General features: G+C 60.7%; 17 protein-coding genes and 3 tRNA genes. 16 read left to right on the forward strand and 4 right to left on the reverse strand.

The genetic code is table 11. The features are described from left to right. Positions 1-170: 170 nt before the first annotated feature. From clpP to BIO17B3_RS18735, 13 genes are all read left to right on the forward strand, one after another. On the forward strand, positions 171-779 hold the full coding sequence (gene clpP, locus BIO17B3_RS18675; RefSeq protein ID WP_013106041.1) for an ATP-dependent Clp endopeptidase proteolytic subunit ClpP: 609 nt from the start codon (positions 171-173) through the stop codon (positions 777-779). Between the two features lie 28 nt (positions 780-807). Continuing rightward, complete coding sequence (gene clpX, locus BIO17B3_RS18680; RefSeq protein ID WP_156055176.1) at positions 808-2,070, forward strand: ATP-dependent Clp protease ATP-binding subunit ClpX; 1,263 nt, start codon at positions 808-810, stop codon at positions 2,068-2,070. Between the two features lie 112 nt (positions 2,071-2,182). Further along, positions 2,183-4,603, forward strand: a complete 2,421-nt coding sequence (gene lon, locus BIO17B3_RS18685) for an endopeptidase La (protein ID WP_013123279.1) — start codon at positions 2,183-2,185, stop codon at positions 4,601-4,603. Between the two features lie 75 nt (positions 4,604-4,678). Next, positions 4,679-4,754, forward strand: a tRNA-Ala gene (locus BIO17B3_RS18690). A 29-nt stretch (positions 4,755-4,783) separates the two neighbouring features. Next, positions 4,784-4,859: transfer RNA gene (locus BIO17B3_RS18695), tRNA-Glu, on the forward strand. A gap of 23 nt (positions 4,860-4,882) precedes the next feature. Beyond that, a tRNA-Asp gene (locus BIO17B3_RS18700) sits at positions 4,883-4,959 on the forward strand. A 262-nt stretch (positions 4,960-5,221) separates the two neighbouring features. Continuing rightward, a complete protein-coding gene (locus BIO17B3_RS18705) occupies positions 5,222-5,713 on the forward strand; it encodes a hypothetical protein (RefSeq protein WP_064135055.1) in 492 nt (163 codons plus the stop codon). Between the two features lie 137 nt (positions 5,714-5,850). Beyond that, complete coding sequence (locus tag BIO17B3_RS18710; RefSeq protein ID WP_156055178.1) at positions 5,851-6,252, forward strand: hypothetical protein; 402 nt, start codon at positions 5,851-5,853, stop codon at positions 6,250-6,252. Further along, complete coding sequence (locus BIO17B3_RS18715) at positions 6,249-6,629, forward strand: hypothetical protein (protein ID WP_064971512.1); 381 nt, start codon at positions 6,249-6,251, stop codon at positions 6,627-6,629. Before BIO17B3_RS18710 ends, BIO17B3_RS18715 begins: the two co-directional genes overlap by 4 nt. Before the next feature lie 101 nt (positions 6,630-6,730). After that, complete coding sequence (locus tag BIO17B3_RS18720; RefSeq protein WP_156055179.1) at positions 6,731-9,535, forward strand: hypothetical protein; 2,805 nt, start codon at positions 6,731-6,733, stop codon at positions 9,533-9,535. Positions 9,536-9,565: 30 nt separating this feature from the next. Beyond that, positions 9,566-10,003 carry a hypothetical protein gene (locus tag BIO17B3_RS18725; RefSeq protein WP_156055181.1) on the forward strand — a complete coding sequence of 146 codons (438 nt, stop codon included), beginning with the start codon at positions 9,566-9,568 and terminating at the stop codon, positions 10,001-10,003. Positions 10,004-10,053: 50 nt separating this feature from the next. Beyond that, positions 10,054-10,380, forward strand: a complete 327-nt coding sequence (locus tag BIO17B3_RS18730; protein ID WP_156055183.1) for a hypothetical protein — start codon at positions 10,054-10,056, stop codon at positions 10,378-10,380. Further along, positions 10,377-10,964 (forward strand): DUF6036 family nucleotidyltransferase, encoded by a 588-nt coding sequence (locus tag BIO17B3_RS18735; RefSeq protein ID WP_064971515.1) that lies wholly within the window; start codon positions 10,377-10,379, stop codon positions 10,962-10,964. The genes BIO17B3_RS18730 and BIO17B3_RS18735 overlap by 4 nt, the downstream gene beginning before the upstream one ends. On the opposite strand, the gene BIO17B3_RS18740 is transcribed toward BIO17B3_RS18735, so the two are convergent. Then, positions 10,961-12,277 carry a hypothetical protein gene (locus BIO17B3_RS18740; RefSeq protein WP_156055185.1) on the reverse strand — a complete coding sequence of 439 codons (1,317 nt, stop codon included), beginning with the start codon at positions 12,275-12,277 and terminating at the stop codon, positions 10,961-10,963. The two genes, BIO17B3_RS18735 and BIO17B3_RS18740, sit on opposite strands and share 4 nt — an antisense overlap. A gap of 103 nt (positions 12,278-12,380) precedes the next feature. Between BIO17B3_RS18740 and BIO17B3_RS18745 the strand changes: the two genes are divergently transcribed. The 3 genes from BIO17B3_RS18745 to BIO17B3_RS18755 are packed head-to-tail and all read left to right on the forward strand — an operon-like array spanning position 12,381 to position 13,320. Then, positions 12,381-12,635, forward strand: coding sequence for a type II toxin-antitoxin system HicA family toxin (locus tag BIO17B3_RS18745; protein ID WP_064971517.1), 255 nt, complete (start codon positions 12,381-12,383; stop codon positions 12,633-12,635). Further along, complete coding sequence (locus BIO17B3_RS18750) at positions 12,632-12,970, forward strand: type II toxin-antitoxin system HicB family antitoxin (RefSeq protein WP_064971518.1); 339 nt, start codon at positions 12,632-12,634, stop codon at positions 12,968-12,970. The genes BIO17B3_RS18745 and BIO17B3_RS18750 overlap by 4 nt, the downstream gene beginning before the upstream one ends. 14 nt (positions 12,971-12,984) lie before the next feature. Continuing rightward, positions 12,985-13,320: a hypothetical protein gene (locus tag BIO17B3_RS18755; protein ID WP_156055186.1), complete on the forward strand. Its 336-nt coding sequence runs from the start codon at positions 12,985-12,987 to the stop codon at positions 13,318-13,320. 190 nt (positions 13,321-13,510) lie between these two features. Here the strand turns inward: BIO17B3_RS18755 and BIO17B3_RS18760 are convergent, their stop codons facing one another. Genes BIO17B3_RS18760 through BIO17B3_RS18770 form a run of 3 tightly spaced genes read right to left on the reverse strand, consistent with a single transcriptional unit; the run spans position 13,511 to position 16,016 of the window. Beyond that, the gene (locus BIO17B3_RS18760) at positions 13,511-14,110 is read right to left on the reverse strand and encodes a hypothetical protein (protein ID WP_064971520.1); all 600 of its coding nucleotides are present in this window, start codon (positions 14,108-14,110) and stop codon (positions 13,511-13,513) included. An 11-nt stretch (positions 14,111-14,121) separates the two neighbouring features. Next, the gene (locus BIO17B3_RS18765) at positions 14,122-14,979 is read right to left on the reverse strand and encodes a hypothetical protein (protein WP_156055187.1); all 858 of its coding nucleotides are present in this window, start codon (positions 14,977-14,979) and stop codon (positions 14,122-14,124) included. 56 nt (positions 14,980-15,035) lie between these two features. After that, positions 15,036-16,016: a hypothetical protein gene (locus BIO17B3_RS18770; protein WP_156055189.1), complete on the reverse strand. Its 981-nt coding sequence runs from the start codon at positions 16,014-16,016 to the stop codon at positions 15,036-15,038. Positions 16,017-16,326 lie beyond the last annotated feature (310 nt).

Below are 16,326 nucleotides of genomic sequence, written 5' to 3' on the forward strand. Positions count from 1 at the left end.
AGCGACCCTGCGTTTCCTTGAAAGCCGCTGTGCGCCCAGGCGTGCAGCGGCTTTTGTGTTTTAGGGCCGCTGTTGCGCCCACCGCAAACCCGGTGCGGAAATCCCGCACGCTGGCATCGGTAGAGCAAAGTGCGTGCTAATCTGTGTCCACCTTCACGTTTTTTTCTTCCATGAGCGCTACTGACATTCAAAACCTGGGCCTAGTGCCCATGGTCATCGAGCAAAGCGGCCGCGGCGAACGCGCCTATGACATTTACTCGCGGCTGCTGCGCGAGCGGGTGATTTTTCTGGTCGGCCCCATCAACGATCAGATGGCCAATCTGGTCGTGGCGCAATTGCTGTTTCTCGAGTCGGAAAATCCCGACAAGGACATTTCGCTCTATATCAATTCGCCCGGCGGCTCGGTGTCTGCCGGCATGGCGATTTTCGACACCATGCAGTTCATCAAACCCGACGTGTCCACCTTGTGCACCGGCATTGCCGCCAGCATGGGCGCCTTCCTGATGGCGGCTGGCGCAAAGGGCAAGCGCTACTCGCTGCCCAATTCGCGCATCATGATTCATCAACCCTCTGGCGGAGCGCAGGGCCAGGCGACGGACATCGAGATTCAGGCGCGCGAAATTCTCTATCTGCGCGAAAGACTCAACGGCATTCTTGCCGAGCGCACGGGCCAGACCCTTGAAAAAATTGGCATCGACACGGAACGCGACTTTTTCATGTCGGCCGACGAGGCCAAGGACTATGGCCTGATCGACGAAGTCATCTCCAAGCGCTCCTGATCCTCACCCTCCAAGTAGATACACGCCCATGGCTGAGAAAAAATCATCTTCCGGTGAAAAGACCCTGTACTGCTCGTTCTGCGGAAAGAGCCAGCACGAGGTCAAGAAACTCATCGCCGGCCCTTCGGTCTTCATCTGCGATGAGTGCATCGACCTGTGCAACGAGATCATTCGCGATGAAGTGACTGCAACGGACGCTAATGGCAAGGTGGTGAACTCCGATTTGCCGACGCCGACTGAAATCAAGGCCATTCTCGATCAGTATGTGATCGGGCAGGAGGCGGCCAAACGCATTCTGGCCGTCGCGGTGTACAACCACTACAAACGGCTCAAGCACATCGGCCAGACCAGTGATGTCGAGCTGGCCAAGAGCAACATACTTCTGGTGGGGCCCACGGGTTCCGGCAAGACCCTGCTGGCGCAGACGCTGGCCCGGTTGCTCAACGTGCCCTTCGTGATCGCCGACGCCACCACACTGACCGAAGCCGGTTATGTGGGCGAAGACGTCGAGAACATCATTCAAAAGCTGCTGCAGAACTGCAATTACGAAATCGAGCGGGCGCAGCGTGGCATTGTCTACATCGACGAGATCGACAAGATCTCCCGCAAATCGGACAACCCCAGCATCACGCGGGATGTGTCGGGCGAGGGCGTGCAGCAGGCTTTGCTCAAACTCATCGAAGGCACGATGGCTTCGGTGCCGCCACAAGGCGGGCGCAAGCACCCCAATCAAGATTTCATTCAGGTCGATACGACCAATATTCTGTTCATCTGCGGCGGAGCATTCGACGGCCTGGAAAAGGTGATCCGCAATCGTTCCGAGAAGTCGGGCATCGGATTTTCGGCCACGGTCAAGACTCAGTCTGAGCGCAGTGTCTCCGAGACTTTTCTGCAGGCCCAGCCGGACGATCTCGTCAAGTTCGGCCTGATTCCCGAACTGGTGGGCCGTCTGCCGGTGGTGGCTGCGCTCGAAGAACTTGACGAGCCCGCGCTGGTCGAAATTCTCACGGCGCCCAAGAATTCGCTGGTCAAGCAATACCAGAAGCTGTTCGAGATGGATGGCATCAAGCTGGAGTTTCGCCCGGCCGCACTCGATGCGATTGCGCACAAGGCGCTTGAGCGTAAGACCGGTGCGCGCGGGCTGCGCTCCATCGTTGAGCAGGCGTTGCTTGACCTCATGTTCGATCTGCCCAATGCGCAAGGCGTGGCGAGCGTCGTCGTTGACGAAAACGTGATCACGTCAGGCGCCAAGCCGCTGCTCATCTACCAGGATGCGGCGAAGGCGTCCTGAGCCTGACGACAGCCAGCGGGCGGTTGCAAGCGCAGGGGGTCGCCAGTATCGCCGGCTTGTAAATTCAGCCTGAGCCCCCATCTGCACACCAACTTATTTTCGGGTGACCTACATGTCAGATACCCCTGAGCAAAACACCGACCTCACTGCGTTGCCGCTGCTGCCTTTGCGCGATGTGGTCGTTTTTCCCCATATGGTGATTCCCTTGTTTGTGGGGCGTCCCAAGTCGATCAAGGCGCTGGAATCGGCCATGGAAAGCGGCAAGCAGATCATGCTGGTCGCGCAGAAGGCCGCGGCCAAAGATGAGCCCAAGCCCGACGATTTGTTCGATGTGGGCTGTCTTTCGAGCATTTTGCAGATGCTCAAGCTGCCCGACGGCACGGTGAAGGTGCTGGTTGAAGGCGCGCAGCGGGCCAGCGCCCTGAACATCAGGGACAACGGCGACTATTTCGCCTGCGAAGCTGTGCCTATCGAATCCAGTTCGGAAACCAGCGCGGAATCCGAAGCGATGCGGCGCGCGGTGGTGGCGCAGTTCGACCAGTATGTGAAGCTGAACAAAAAAATCCCGCCTGAAATTCTCACCTCGATTTCCGGCATTGACGATCCGGGCCGTCTGGCTGACACCATCGCAGCACATCTTCCGCTCAAGCTGGAACAGAAACAGTCTGTGCTCGATTTGCACGACGTGCATGCGCGTCTGGAAAATTTGCTTGAACAACTCGAACGTGAAGTCGGCATTCTTCAAGTCGAAAAGCGCATCCGCGGTCGGGTGCGCCGCCAGATGGAAAAAAGCCAGCGCGAGTACTACCTGAACGAACAGGTCAAGGCCATCCAGAAAGAGCTGGGCGAGGGCGAAGACGGCGCGGACATCGAAGAGATCGAGAAAAAGATCAAGGCTGCGCGCATGCCCAAAGAGGCCAAGAAGAAGGCCGAAGGCGAGCTCAAAAAACTCAAGCTCATGTCCCCGATGTCGGCTGAGGCTACCGTGGTGCGCAACTACCTCGACGTGTTGATCAGCCTGCCCTGGTCCAAGAAGAGCAAGGTACGCCACGATCTGGCATTTGCCGAGGCGGTGCTGGAGGAAGATCACTACGGTCTCGAAAAGGTCAAGGAACGCATCCTGGAATATCTCGCGGTTCAGCAGCGCGTGGACAAGGTCAAGGCGCCGATTCTTTGCCTGGTCGGCCCTCCGGGGGTGGGCAAGACCTCGCTGGGTCAATCCATCGCTCGCGCGACTGGGCGCAAGTTCGTGCGCATGGCCCTGGGCGGCGTGCGAGACGAGGCCGAGATTCGTGGCCATCGCCGCACCTACATCGGCGCCATGCCCGGCAAGATCCTGCAGAGCCTGAACAAAGTGGCGGTTCGCAACCCTCTGTTCCTGCTCGACGAGGTGGACAAGCTCGGCATGGATTTCCGCGGCGATCCGTCCTCTGCCTTGCTGGAAGTGCTCGATCCCGAACAGAACCATACCTTCAGCGATCACTACGTCGAGGTTGATTTCGACCTGTCCGATGTGATGTTTGTCGCCACCTCGAATTCGCTCAACATTCCTCCAGCGCTGCTCGACCGGATGGAGGTCATTCGTCTGGCCGGCTACACCGAGGATGAGAAGGTCAGCATCGCCCAGCGTTATCTCCTGCCCAAGCAGATGAAGAACAACGGGGTAGAGAAAGACGAACTCGACGTCACGGAAAGTGCCATTCGAGGCCTGATTCGCTACTACACGCGCGAGGCCGGGGTGCGCTCGTTGGAGCGTGAGATTTCGCGCATCTGCCGCAAAGCCGTCAAAGGACGCTTGCTGAAAACCTACACCGATCAGGTTGTGGTCACCGAAGACAACCTTCACGACTTCATCGGCGTGAGGCGTTTCAACTTTGGCATCGCCGAAAAGCAGAATCAAGTCGGTCAGGTGGTGGGCTTGGCCTGGACCGAAGTCGGCGGCGATTTGCTGACCATCGAGGCCACCGCCATGCCTGGGAAAGGCGCCATTTTGCGCACCGGATCTCTGGGCGATGTGATGAAAGAATCGGTCGAGGCCGCTCGCACGGTGGTGCGGGTTCGCTCACGACGCCTTGGCATCAAGGACGAGTTATTCGAGAAGCGCGATCTGCACATTCACGTCCCCGAGGGCGCGACGCCCAAGGATGGTCCGAGCGCCGGTATTGCCATGACGACTGCGATCGTCTCCGCGATGACGGGCATTCCCGTCAAGGCTGAAATTGCCATGACCGGCGAAATCACCCTGCGAGGTGAGGTGCTTGGAATCGGCGGCCTGAAGGAGAAACTCCTCGCGGCGCTGCGAGGAGGGATCAAGACGGTGCTGATTCCCGAAGAAAACGTCAAGGACCTGCAGGAGATGCCTGAAAACGTGAAAGCCAACCTGAGCATCATCCCGGTGAAATGGATTGATCAGGTCTTAGACCTGGCGCTTGAGCGCGTTCCTGTGGCACTGGAAGACGAAATTCCCGCCAAGGCCGTTGAAGTGTCAGTCGCGCCTGTGGATACGCCGGTTTCTGAGACCGCGCGTCACTGAGCGGGTCACCAAAAGCTCAACGAAATAGCGCTTGCAACGACGGAAAAAATCGGTATAGAATGCTGGTTTGCTTTCGGGGGTATAGCTCAGCTGGGAGAGCGCTTGCATGGCATGCAAGAGGTCAGCGGTTCGATCCCGCTTACCTCCACCAAGTAAATTCAAGCAATATTTGAAGGTTTAGTCCCCTTCGTCTAGAGGCCTAGGACACCGCCCTTTCACGGCGATAACACGAGTTCGAATCTCGTAGGGGACGCCAGATTCAACAAACCGAATCTGCATGGAGTGGTAGTTCAGTTGGTTAGAATACCGGCCTGTCACGCCGGGGGTCGCGGGTTCGAGTCCCGTCCACTCCGCCAATAAAACGCAGTAAATCAAGCACTTACAGAACAAGCCCGACCTAAAAAGTCGGGCTTTTTTTGCGCTTTGTGGGAGCGCATTCCCACTCAATTCCCATTTTTCGCCGCCATTTGCTAGTTTTTGCATGTTTAGGCTTCCCACTGGATTCCCACACGCTTCCAACCGGCCTTTGTTTTCATTCTTATTCTGTTTTGCGTTTTTTGTCCCGCAGCTACCGCGCTACGCTTGACATTGCGCCACTGACAGGCTATATTCACCCTTATGTGCAATCGTGACATCCGCATCGCTCGCAGGCAAGTCGGCCAGCCGCTAGCTCGGCTGGCGCGCCTGGCGCGCACGCCGGACTCGTTCGTTGCATTGCTGCTTGGCATCGTGGGCCTAGACCTGCTGCTGACCGCCGGACAGCACGCGCACATTCACCTCGATCTAGTAGGAATTGCCCAGGCTCTCGCGATCGTCGCCTCCACCGCGTTTGTCGGCGCTTTTGCTCTGCGCTTGCGCAGCGACCGCCTGCACCGCATAGCGGAGCTTTCCGCCGCAGCAGCCGCGCTGCAAACGTATGCCGCGCAGCTTGCGCGCGCGGTGCAGCGCTACGCCGCCACCGCACAGCGCCTCGCCGCCGCCGTGCTGCGCATCGCCCCCCACGAAGACCCACAGGCCTCTGTTAGCGGCCTTGCTACTGTCTGCCTCACCCCGCGCCTCGTCGCGCAACGCCCCTATGCCGCCCGCGTCTGCGCGGGCATGCTGCATTGACGATCTGATCTAAACAAACGATCCCCCCCCCAGCCGCCCGCGCATCGCGCCGGCGGCTTTTTGCGCTCGCCCCGCCCGGCACGCTGGAGTGACGCCCTGAATCCATTTTTGAGCGCCCCGATTTTTCGAGGCAAATCATGGATTCGACAAAACTTTTTACGCTTCAGGAGCTTGCTCCTGTTATTAAATTTTCCTACGCGACGCTGCGAAATAGCGTCGTCGTTGACTCGCGCGACCCCAGCCGGGGCGCGGTGCGACTGCGCTACGTGGATCTGCCGATTTTCCGCTGGAGCGGCAAAAATTGGCTGGTGCGCGCCGCCGATGTCGCCGCGCTCATCAACCCGCCCGCCGCCGATCCCGCCGATCCCGCCGATCCCGCCGATCCCGCCGATCCCGCCGATCCCGCCGATCCCGCCGATCCCGCCGATCCCGCCGATCCCGCCGATCCCGCCGAGGCGCCGACCCCACCCGCCGCACGCCGACCCGGGCGGCCGCGCAAAGGCGCGCCGCTCGCAGGCCCAGCAGGAGGTGTGCAATGAACCCCGCCGACGGAATCGAAATTCAGATTATCGACCGCGAACTGCGGAAGATCGCTGCAAAGCTGGATCTGCCAACCGCGCCGGATCGACTTGACCGAGGGCAGATCGCCAAGGTCGCTGGACTCGGAAACGCGCGAAGCCTGGCTGCAAGCCTTGAGCGTGGAGTTAAAGAGCGACACCCGAAGTGGCTGGCGTTTAGCTCGACGATCAGGAAGGGATCCCACCTCGTCCCGGCCGCCCGCGTCGCCCGCTGGCTTGCCATCGATGAGGGCACGCTCCCAATGCCCATGCCACCCGCCGCCCCGGCGGCCGACCCCGCCGCCGAGCTGGACCGCGCGTGGCGCGGCGCGAAGCGCGCTGTTCGCTGCAAGGGGTGATCGCCATGCCCGCCGCCGCCCAAGCGGCGGGCGTGGCCGTCGCCGCGCCCGCCGTGCCGCCCCCACGCATATCCATTCACCAGCAACAGCAGGTGAAGGACATGGCCACCCCAACCCAAACGCAAATTGCCCGGCGAATTGCCGAGCTGCAGCCCACGCGCGCAGCCATGGCTGCGGCGATGTCCAGCTACTTTCAACAGCACACACGGAAGATCGCGGAAATCGACGGCGTGCGCGAAGCTAACAAAAAGGCACGCGCCGATGGCAGCAAGACCGTACCCATGCCCGCGCCGCTGCCCCAGTTCGGCGTGGTGGCAACCGTGGGCTTGGGTAAAAGTCACGGGGTCATGCCGATCGCCGAAGCGGCCCATGCGCAAGGCCTGCCCATAGTCATCCTTGTGCCAAACCACAAGCTCGCCTGGGAACATGCCGAACGGTTGGCCCACCTGGGCGCCGTGGTGTATCGGGGGCGGCGCGAACCGGCAGCGGGCGAGCCAAACGGACCGCCGGTTGATCCAGGACCACATGCCTGCTACCGACTGGTGCAAGTCAGCAAGGCTGGCGACCAGAACCATCGACCTGCCCAGGGGCTTTGCAGCAAGTGCCCGAACGGGATGGCCGCCGTTTTGCAATACGTCACACGCGACGAACTGCGTCGGCAGCGCGCCGAGCAGTTTTTCAAAACATCTGGTATTAACCCGGCGACTGTGCCACCGTGCCAATTTCTGTACAAGGGGCTGCCGGATCAGCTCGCCGCGCCGATTTTGGTTGCGCCAGTGCAGGCGTTCAGCGAAGCGATGGCAATGTGGCGCGAGGTCGACCCAGAAACCAGTTTTTTGACCAGAGAAACCCAACGGCTGGTCATCGTTGATGAGCACATTCCAATGGCCGCCGAGGTTGAGGTCGGCGCTGGCGATATCCAGGTCTGGCGAAACCGCGTTGATGGAATGGCCGAACGACTGGATCGGCAAATCGAGTTTCTGCAAGGCAAAAATGCTCCGACCCAGGCGGAGACCGAAGAGCTTGAGCAGGCGCGCGCCATGCGCGCCTTGACCCCTGAAATTGACGCGACTTTCCGCGCTCTGGCGTCAAAAATCGCGGGCGACATTCCCATTGGGGTTGACGCAGGCCGCATCATCAAGCTGCAAAAATCGGTCGTCAAGGCGGGCGGGTCGGTCGCGGGTACTGCGACGTGGGAAAAGATTGGATACCAGCGCGACGAAGACGACTTTTTCATCCCACTGCGCGCGCTTGTAACGTTGGCACGCAACCTTGCGGCAGGATCGGCCAGGCAGGAGAAGGGCGTGCTGTTCGCCTACGAAACCAGCCCGGTCATCGAGTGGGCGAGGGACAAAGGGAGCGTCATGTTTCTGGATGCGACCATGAGCCAGTCCATGCGGCGGTTCATCGAGGCCAAGGGCGGCACCATCCACAATGCCACGGCAGACCAGAACATGCGAGTCACGCGGGTCACCGGCAGACTGTACAGCCGTGGCGACGTGAGGAAGGACGACTACCCGGCCAAGGCGCGCGCACGGATGGATGACATTCGTCAAAATATTGTGCCGCGGCTTGACAGTCCGGTAGCAATCATTACTCACAAGGCGTACCTCAAATACTCGCAGGAGGCCCACCAGGCCGATGATGCGGCGGAGGTGGCCGCTCAGGCGTTCGAGTCCGCGACTGGCATCCCCATCGGATGGTTTGGCAAGCACGATCGCGGGCTGGACTCATGGGGCGGTCGCAACATTGCGCTTGTGGGCATGCCCCTACTGAGCAAGGAATCCATCGCAGGGGCTTATGCCTGCACCCGCGCGGCCATGATCGACTGTGGAATACCGATGCCCGAATGGGATCAGGTCATGGATAAGGAAAAAGCCGACGCAGACGGCCCGCCCATGCCTGTCATGCCCGAGGTGCGCGCCTGGCTGGTGGACGAATATGCCCAGGGGGTTGCGCAGGCCGTTGGGCGCAACCGGGCGGTTAACCATCCGCGCGGCTGCAAGCCGCTGCAGGTTCACCTTTGGGGTGGGCTGCAGACCGCTGAAATGGACGCAGCGATGCGGTGCTACGGCATCGTGGTGCATGACCGGATGCGCAACCCTAACAGCGCGCCGGGGCCGAAGGTGGACGTTGGCGCTGTGGATGAGGCTATCGAGATGGTACTGGCCACCGGCGGCGCGGTGAGTGAGCGCAGCGTGCGTGGCGCGCTGGTCGGTCTACAGCGCAGCGCTTCAACTGAATCGATCCGCGCCCGCATTCGCGACATGCGCGCCAGCGGTGCGATTCCGGCGGCAACGCGGGTGAAGCGAAGTGACGCAGCCGATACGGCGGAATCGGTTTGTGCCGCCCATTCCGATAACTATGCAGAGTCGGTTGCTTCCATCGCGCCAGAGGCTGATGCCGAAGATGCTTCTGCACACACCGAACCCCAAAAGCAGGGGCAAGAAAAGATCACCCGCTCAGAGGATGCGACTGCGCCGAATTCCTATAAAGAAACTAATAGTGGGAACTCGGCGCAGTGCTGCGGCAATCCAAACCCCCAAACACAGGGGCAAGAAAAGATTTTCCTTGCCCCTGCCTTTGACTTTGACTTTGCTTTTGACTTTTCCGCTGGCGCGGCAACGCTGGACTCGCCACGACTCCAGCCGGACGACGAGATTGCTGACATGCTCGCGGAAGTAGCCGCGCAGATCGAGGCCGACCTGGCGCGCGAAGACGACGACCCCGACCCAGACGAACCCGGCCCGAAGGGACCGTCAGGCGGGCGGCGTGAGCCGCGAGGGCGCGATGGGTGTGACCGGTGTCCGGACATCGCGGCTGCGGCCTCTGCAGCGCAGCGCACTAGTGCCGCCCTTGCGCATATCTCTTACAACAACCCAGGCGACGGAGCGCCGCCATCATGAGCAAACAACGGTAGACAACCTCGGCGCTTGATGCCGGATGCGCACAGGAGATCAGAAATGTTTGAACTTGACCAAGAAACCACGGGGGCGGCGAACGCAGTCCTTCCCACCACCCCACGCAAGGCGCGAAACGCCGACGTGCGCGACGAGGGCCTGCGCATGATCGGCGAGAGGAAATGGCTCGATCCCGAGACCGCCAAAGCCTGCAAAGAAATGCGGGCGGAGATGATGCAAGCGCGCGAGCCGACCGCCCAGGAGATGGGCCTGTTCTTCTACCTGCGCGAACCCATGCTGAAAGACCCAACCTACCTGGTTGCCTGCTGGGAGCGCGGGCGCGAGAAACCTATCCTTTTTCAGCGGCACGACACCATCGGCGCCGCACTGCACGCCATGCAACAGAAGTGGCGAGACAAGAGGCTGGAAGAAATGACCGGCGGCAGCAGCGAAGGGTTTTATGCGGAGTGGTGACGCCGCGCTGAATGCACAGATAAAATCTGAAAAAGGGGATCGGATCGGCCATGAAATCGGACAGGGATGCGGCGTTAGCTCTTCGGCGAGAAGCAATCGCCGAAAAGGCTGCGATCGATGCGCGCTTGTTTGACATCCATCGCATTGCCTGCGAGCAATTTGCTTTGCCAGATGCACGCGAAGCTGTTCGTCATCGTGCGCAGTCGCAGGTCGATCAATGGGAGCGGGGCCATCTTTGCAGCCCCCGTTACATCGCCGCATGGAAGCGAATTCTTGGGTTGGATCCTAAAGATTTCCAAGCTGAAGTGCTGCGCACAGATGCCGAGGGCGTTGCCCTGCGGCAGAACACGCCTTTTGGCTTTCTTGCCAGGCGATGAATCGGCAAGACATTGAGTTGCTGCTGGAGCAGGCCAAGTCCGCAACCCATCACAGCCACTACGTCATCATCGGCAGCTTGTCGATCTTGGGAGCGATAGATTCACCGCCGCCTTCGATGACGATGTCTGTTGATGTTGACCTCTACCCCAGAGACGATCCAGGGCGCGCTGGAGACATTGCCCGCCAATTGGGTCTTGGCAGTGATTTCGAGCAACTGCATGGCTTCTACGCAGACGCCGTATCTCCCCGCCTGCCTGCGTTGCCGACCGGATGGCAGGAGCGCTTGGTTCCTGTTGAATTCAAATCAGGCGTAACGGCATGGTTTCTCGATCCCAACGACGCGGCGGTGTCGAAATACGCACGAAGCGATCCGCGTGATCGAGAATGGATCAGGGCCGGACTCGAATCTGGCATTCTGTCCATGCCAACGATTGCTTATCGGCTTCCCTCCGCTGTGATGGATGACGACGAGGTTCGTATCGCAACACAAGCCATCCTCGAAGACAAGGCATGGATGAAGTCAATCCAGCGACCACCGAAAAGGGCACGGCGAACAGACCGCGACCCCGGCATCAAGCGCTAACCCCGGTTCACCGCCGTCACCACCGCAGCACCCATGAGTCTTGCCCAGGCGGCCGTCGTGGCTGCCTCGACACGGGGCGCCACAGCCCCAGCAGGCTCATACCAATAGTTCGACACACGGAGCACCACCGCAGGGCGCTGCACAAGCGCCTGGAGCCACGGCCACGCCAAGCCTTGGTCGTAGCAGATGCTGGCCCAGGTGCGCACCCCGGCGATGGTCCGCACCGGCTCCCACCAGTGCGACGCCGTGTAGGACTTCTCCCTATTCCACGGCTTCCACATCCCGCCAGGCACCGGCACGGGAGAGGCAAAAAGCAGCGCGTCGCCGCGCTGGCCAAGGCCGACCACGGCATTCAGGTAGCGTCCGTCCCAGCGCACCCGATCCGCCAGCACCGACGCACCGACCAGCCACACGTCGCCTGGACGCATCGCGGCTCGCGCCTGCGCCGCCGTGCCCGGCCCCCAGGTTCCCGCGACGTCCTCGGGGAGAACCACCACAACCCCTCCCTGTTTCTTTGCCCCTGCCTGTGCGCCGCCGAAGGCGGGTGCTTTGGCGTCCCGCGCAGCGGGTGTGCCGTGGTCTTGCGGTGCTGCAGCGACCGCAGCCGCAGCCTGGTTGATCCACTGTTGGTTGCGCGCAACCTCGGCGATCACGTCATCCGTTTCATGATCGACACGGGTGTTCACCCCGATCCAGCCATAGGGTGCGGCGGGCGGCGCATAGAGGGCGTTCGCCACTACCACCAGGACAAACAGACCCCGGCTGACAGGGGCAAGAAAGGAAGGTGCTGAAATCTGTTGATCGTCCGTCCACATGGACTCTGCACGCGCCCAGAACAGGGCCAGACACAGCAGCAAGCCGACAACCCCCATCCCTGGAAAGAGAACCCCGGCCACCGCCAACGGCGACAGCCAGCCGAAGAACCCGAGCGGCGGCAGCGCCTCGATCAACAGCACCGCAACGACACGCCAGCCGCGCGATGCCCAGGCCCATGGTGCAGCCAGCAGCGTGCTCGACAGCACCCACAGGCCGATACCAACGATGCAGCCAGAACCGAAGAAACTCTGCACTTCAGACGGCAGCGCCGCGCTGCCGACGCCGAAGTAGGCCAGCGCAGCCAGGAAACGTCCCAGCGGGCTCTCGGCCAGCAGGACGCCAACGATGAGCAGCGGCGACAAACCAACCCCATAAGGTTGACTGGAGAGTGTCCAGGCCAGCCCCGCCAGAGCAGGCAGCAAGACGGACAACAGGCGGCGGGCTGTGATTCGCCGTAACGAGGGCAGGGCAGTGGCAAGAAAAGTAGGGGGATGCACGACGATCTCCGGTGTGGCGTGGACACACGGATATGCGGTGCAGCGGCAAATATATTGATAGCAGTATTGGTTAAATAGTTATCAACTGTGATATCATCGAATAATGAACAGCAAGCATAAAAAGACGCTTGAGGCGATCTTCTCCAACCCGGTCAACGGCAATCTGGAGCGGGCGCGTATTGAAGGTTTGCTTGTGGCGGCAGGGTGTCGCGTCATCGAGGGAAGTGGATCCTCCGTGACCTTCGAGAAAGATGGATTGCGCGCCTACTTCCACCGGCCCCACCCGGAAAAAGAGGCGTTGAAGTACCGAGTCAAATTGGCGCGGGAGTATCTGGAAAAGATTGGAGTGACCCCATGAATAACGTGATGACTTACAAGGGTTATGCGGCCAGCATGACCTATGACCCGGAGGACAAGATCCTGGTCGGGCGCGTGCTGGACATCGCTGACATCATCGCTTTCCACGGTGAATCCGTGGCCGAGTTCGAGACAGCGTTCCATACGTCGATCGACGACTACATCGGCGCCTGCGCGAAGCTGAAACAACCGCCAGAAAAACCGGCGTCCGGCAAATTGATGCTGCGGATCGACCCCAGCATTCATGCGGCGGCGGCTAAGGCCGCAGCGCGGGAGGGGCAGAGCATGAACAAGTGGGCGGCGAAGGTGCTCGCGGACGCCACAGCGCACCGTTGAACTGGAGAACCATGATGTGGCAAACCATCAAGCTGTATTGGGGCTACTTTCGCAACACGCTGGGTACGCTGATCCTGCTGCTTCCGTTCTTCCTCGCCGCCTGGGTGTTCCATCTGGCGATGGGGCTGGGTAACGGTTCCGGCGACATCTGGATGGGCATCATGGGTGCGGGAGCCGTGCTGCTGCTGTTTCGCAAGCAATGGCGATTGTGGGTGATTCTCTTTCCCGAGTTGTGGGGCATGGCGCGGCCTATTTTCGGAAGCCTCTTTCACATGCTTCGCGCCAGACTCAGCGGCGGGCTGCTGCGCGTGCGCACAGACTGGAATGACCTGCGCCGCGCGATGAAATGAAAACGCCGTGGGCGCGGCCACGGCGAGATTGAGTCACGGACTCCGGCGTCCGGGCGGTTCATGAGCGAGATGGCGAACTCACACCGCCTGCGGAGGTTTTGGGGGTGTTTTCGCCCCAGCAACTGCCACCTGCCGCTGGGCGTTCGTTGCAATGGGATATACAAAAGGGCGGCACAAAATGGCGGCAAACTCAGTGCCGCTGGCCAACCAACTCGGCCCGCAACTGATGAATCTGGCTTTGCATCTGGATCATGACCGGCTGATCCCTCCACTCCACTTGCTTGCCGCCCCACCAGTACCCAGCGATCGCGACCAGCAATGCAGCGGCGACCGCTACGCCCACCTGCCAGGAAAACAGGGTGTCGGACACCGCGCCGCGGATCGCCTCATGGGCTTCCTTTGCGTCCATCTTGACCACCCGGTCAGCCAGGGCCGACTCAAAGGCCGGCATCGCGGCCTTTGCGATGGCCTGCGCAATCTTGTTGGCGTTGATCTCCGGCACAGGGACATTGATCTCGCTGGCGTCGATGTGCGGGCCAATGAGCTTGCCCAGCTTCTCCGCGTCAATGCCGCCCGTGGTGACGTTCTGGACGGCCCGCAGCAGGGCCTCATGATCGACGCGGGCCTGCTCCCTGCGGTTGGACAAGAAATACATTGGCAGGATCACGCCCCATTGGCTGTCGTTGTCGTCGAACTGGGTCGCCAGACGGATGGAGTCGATTTCGGCCTGCTGCTGCGAGGACAGTCCGTCCGGCGCAAAGCGCTCGATCAGATCGGAATAAATGCTCATGGGCGCGCTCCTTAAATGTCTGCCGTATCGGGGCGGACGGTAAAGCTGCCGGACGAAGGGACTTCATCATCCATGGCTTCATCATCCAGGCTTTCCTCGCCGGCGGTTTCCCGCTCCATCTCGGCCAGGCGCGCGCCCGCAGCGCCGCGAAAGGTCTTGACCGCGATAAGCGACCCCAGACCCAGCTTCTTGCCGCCGTTGACCGCCCCATTCAGGACGGCATGGTGCAGTGGCGTGCGCGACAGTTCGGCGGACACAAACGGGGTGAGCACCGGCATTTCGATTTCGCGCCAGCCACTCGCAAGGGCCTGCGTGCGCGTCCCACTCTTGTCCCAGTGCGCAAACTTGTCGCGCGTGCCGTGACGCATGTTCAGGACGACGAACCCGCGTTCATAAAACTTGGGGAACTGGTTGAAACGATCCTGCAACTGCCGCACCGACTCATAATCGGTTCCGATCACCCAGACATGCACGGCGTTCAGCGCCTTCATGACCTCGGTAACTTCACCCGCCTGAGCAATCGCCAGGCCCGCCCCTGCAGGCAGGGAAAACACGATGCGGTTTTCCTCGTCTTCGGGCCAGTCCTGAATCAGGTCGAAGACTTCATTCCCGACGGACACCCACTGCTCGGGCGTTTCGATGCCGCGCATCAGAATGGAAACATCACAATCGCCGACGCGCTCCGGGCTGAACCCGCCTTTGCCGCACACGTCCTGATTCGACGCATCCGCGTCAACGACAAACAGGCGCTTGACCGGACGCGGCAATTTGAAACGCGCGGACTGCATCAGCATGTCGGCGAGGGCACGCGCGGTGAAGCTCTTGCCGACGCCGCCCTTGTCGCCGTCAACGAAATAGGTTTTGATCATCACGATCTCCAGTTGGTAGGTACACAACCAGATATGCGAAGGGGCGGCAAATCAAATCAGTAGGGGATGCCGTTCCTGCGCTCTTCCTCGATGTCTTGCGCCGTCTCGCGCACCGATCTGATCAGGCAAGCCGCGTCATCTTGCCCGAACCCGCCGACGCAATACTTGCCGTTTTTGTCCCTGATTTCCATCAGCCGCTCACTGGTGGCAATGAGGCGCAGCCCATACTTCTTGAGGGTCTCCCGCGTTGCCGCGTCGTGTACCGGGTGATACCCGTTTTTGCTGTTTTCCATCGGCATCGCTTCCGGTGGCCACCACGGTTCATCGTAGGTGATCCGCCCGTCCGGGGTGAACCGCTTGAACGCATACGGCTGGTCGGTCTTCGGGTTGACTGGCGCGGGCTTGTCCCACAGCTTTTCCAGCCATTCCTGCGCGGCGGGGGTCAACTCATCGGGTTTGACCTGCGTCGGATGCCGGTCGCCGAATTGTTCGGCAATCCACTTCTTGGCAAGCTCCGAGCGTTCCGTGTGGGTCAACTCACCGTGTGGAATTTCCGGGAACGGGGCGGGTGAGGGCGGGTTGTGTCGGGGTGATGCGGGTGGGTCGGGTCGGGTCTGTGGCTGGGCTAGAGCGGGTGCGAGCGCGGAAGGCTGCACCTCGGGGTGCGGGCCGTCGGCTTTTTTCTTTGCCCCTTGGGGTTGGGGTGCGGCTTTCACACCCCGTTGCAGCGGCGGCAGCCCATTTTCAGCGCGAATGATGCCCAGATGCCGAACCAGATGGGTTCTTTTGATGGCGAAGCCGTCATCCCGCAAGGCTGCTGCGATGTCTTCCAGCGTCAGTCCAGCTGCCAGGTGCTTCTCAATGACGGGGAAAAGGACACGCACCAGCGAGCTCGGCGACAGGCGTTGCGGGTCTTGCAGTCGCCGCGTCAATGTAGCGTCCGCTCGCTGGCGGATGCGTTCAACAGGGTCTTCAATGAAATCTTCCGTGTTCGCAGTATCCATATCGTACTCAGCATTCGCTGTGGGCTGATGCATGGTTATGGCGACAGGCGGCAGATTCGATCTGACAGCCGGCGCGACAGGAATTCAAAAACACGCCGACAGGATTCAAAAGCGATTTGACAGGCGTACTGACATGTTTCAAAAGCGATCTGATAGGCGTAACAATTCCATCGACAGGTGCGCAAATCGTCTCGACAGGATTCAAAAGCAATCCGACAGGCGTATCGACAGGATTCAAAAGCGATTTGACAGCGGCGCAAATCGTTCTGACAGGCGTATCGACAGCGAACAAAAACGATCTGACAGGCGTAACAATTCAAGCCAGTGGACAACAAACAAGTGC

The organism is Thiomonas sp. OC7 (assembly GCF_900634595.1).
GTDB classification, from domain to species: Bacteria; Pseudomonadota; Gammaproteobacteria; order Burkholderiales; family Burkholderiaceae_C; genus Thiomonas; species Thiomonas arsenitoxydans.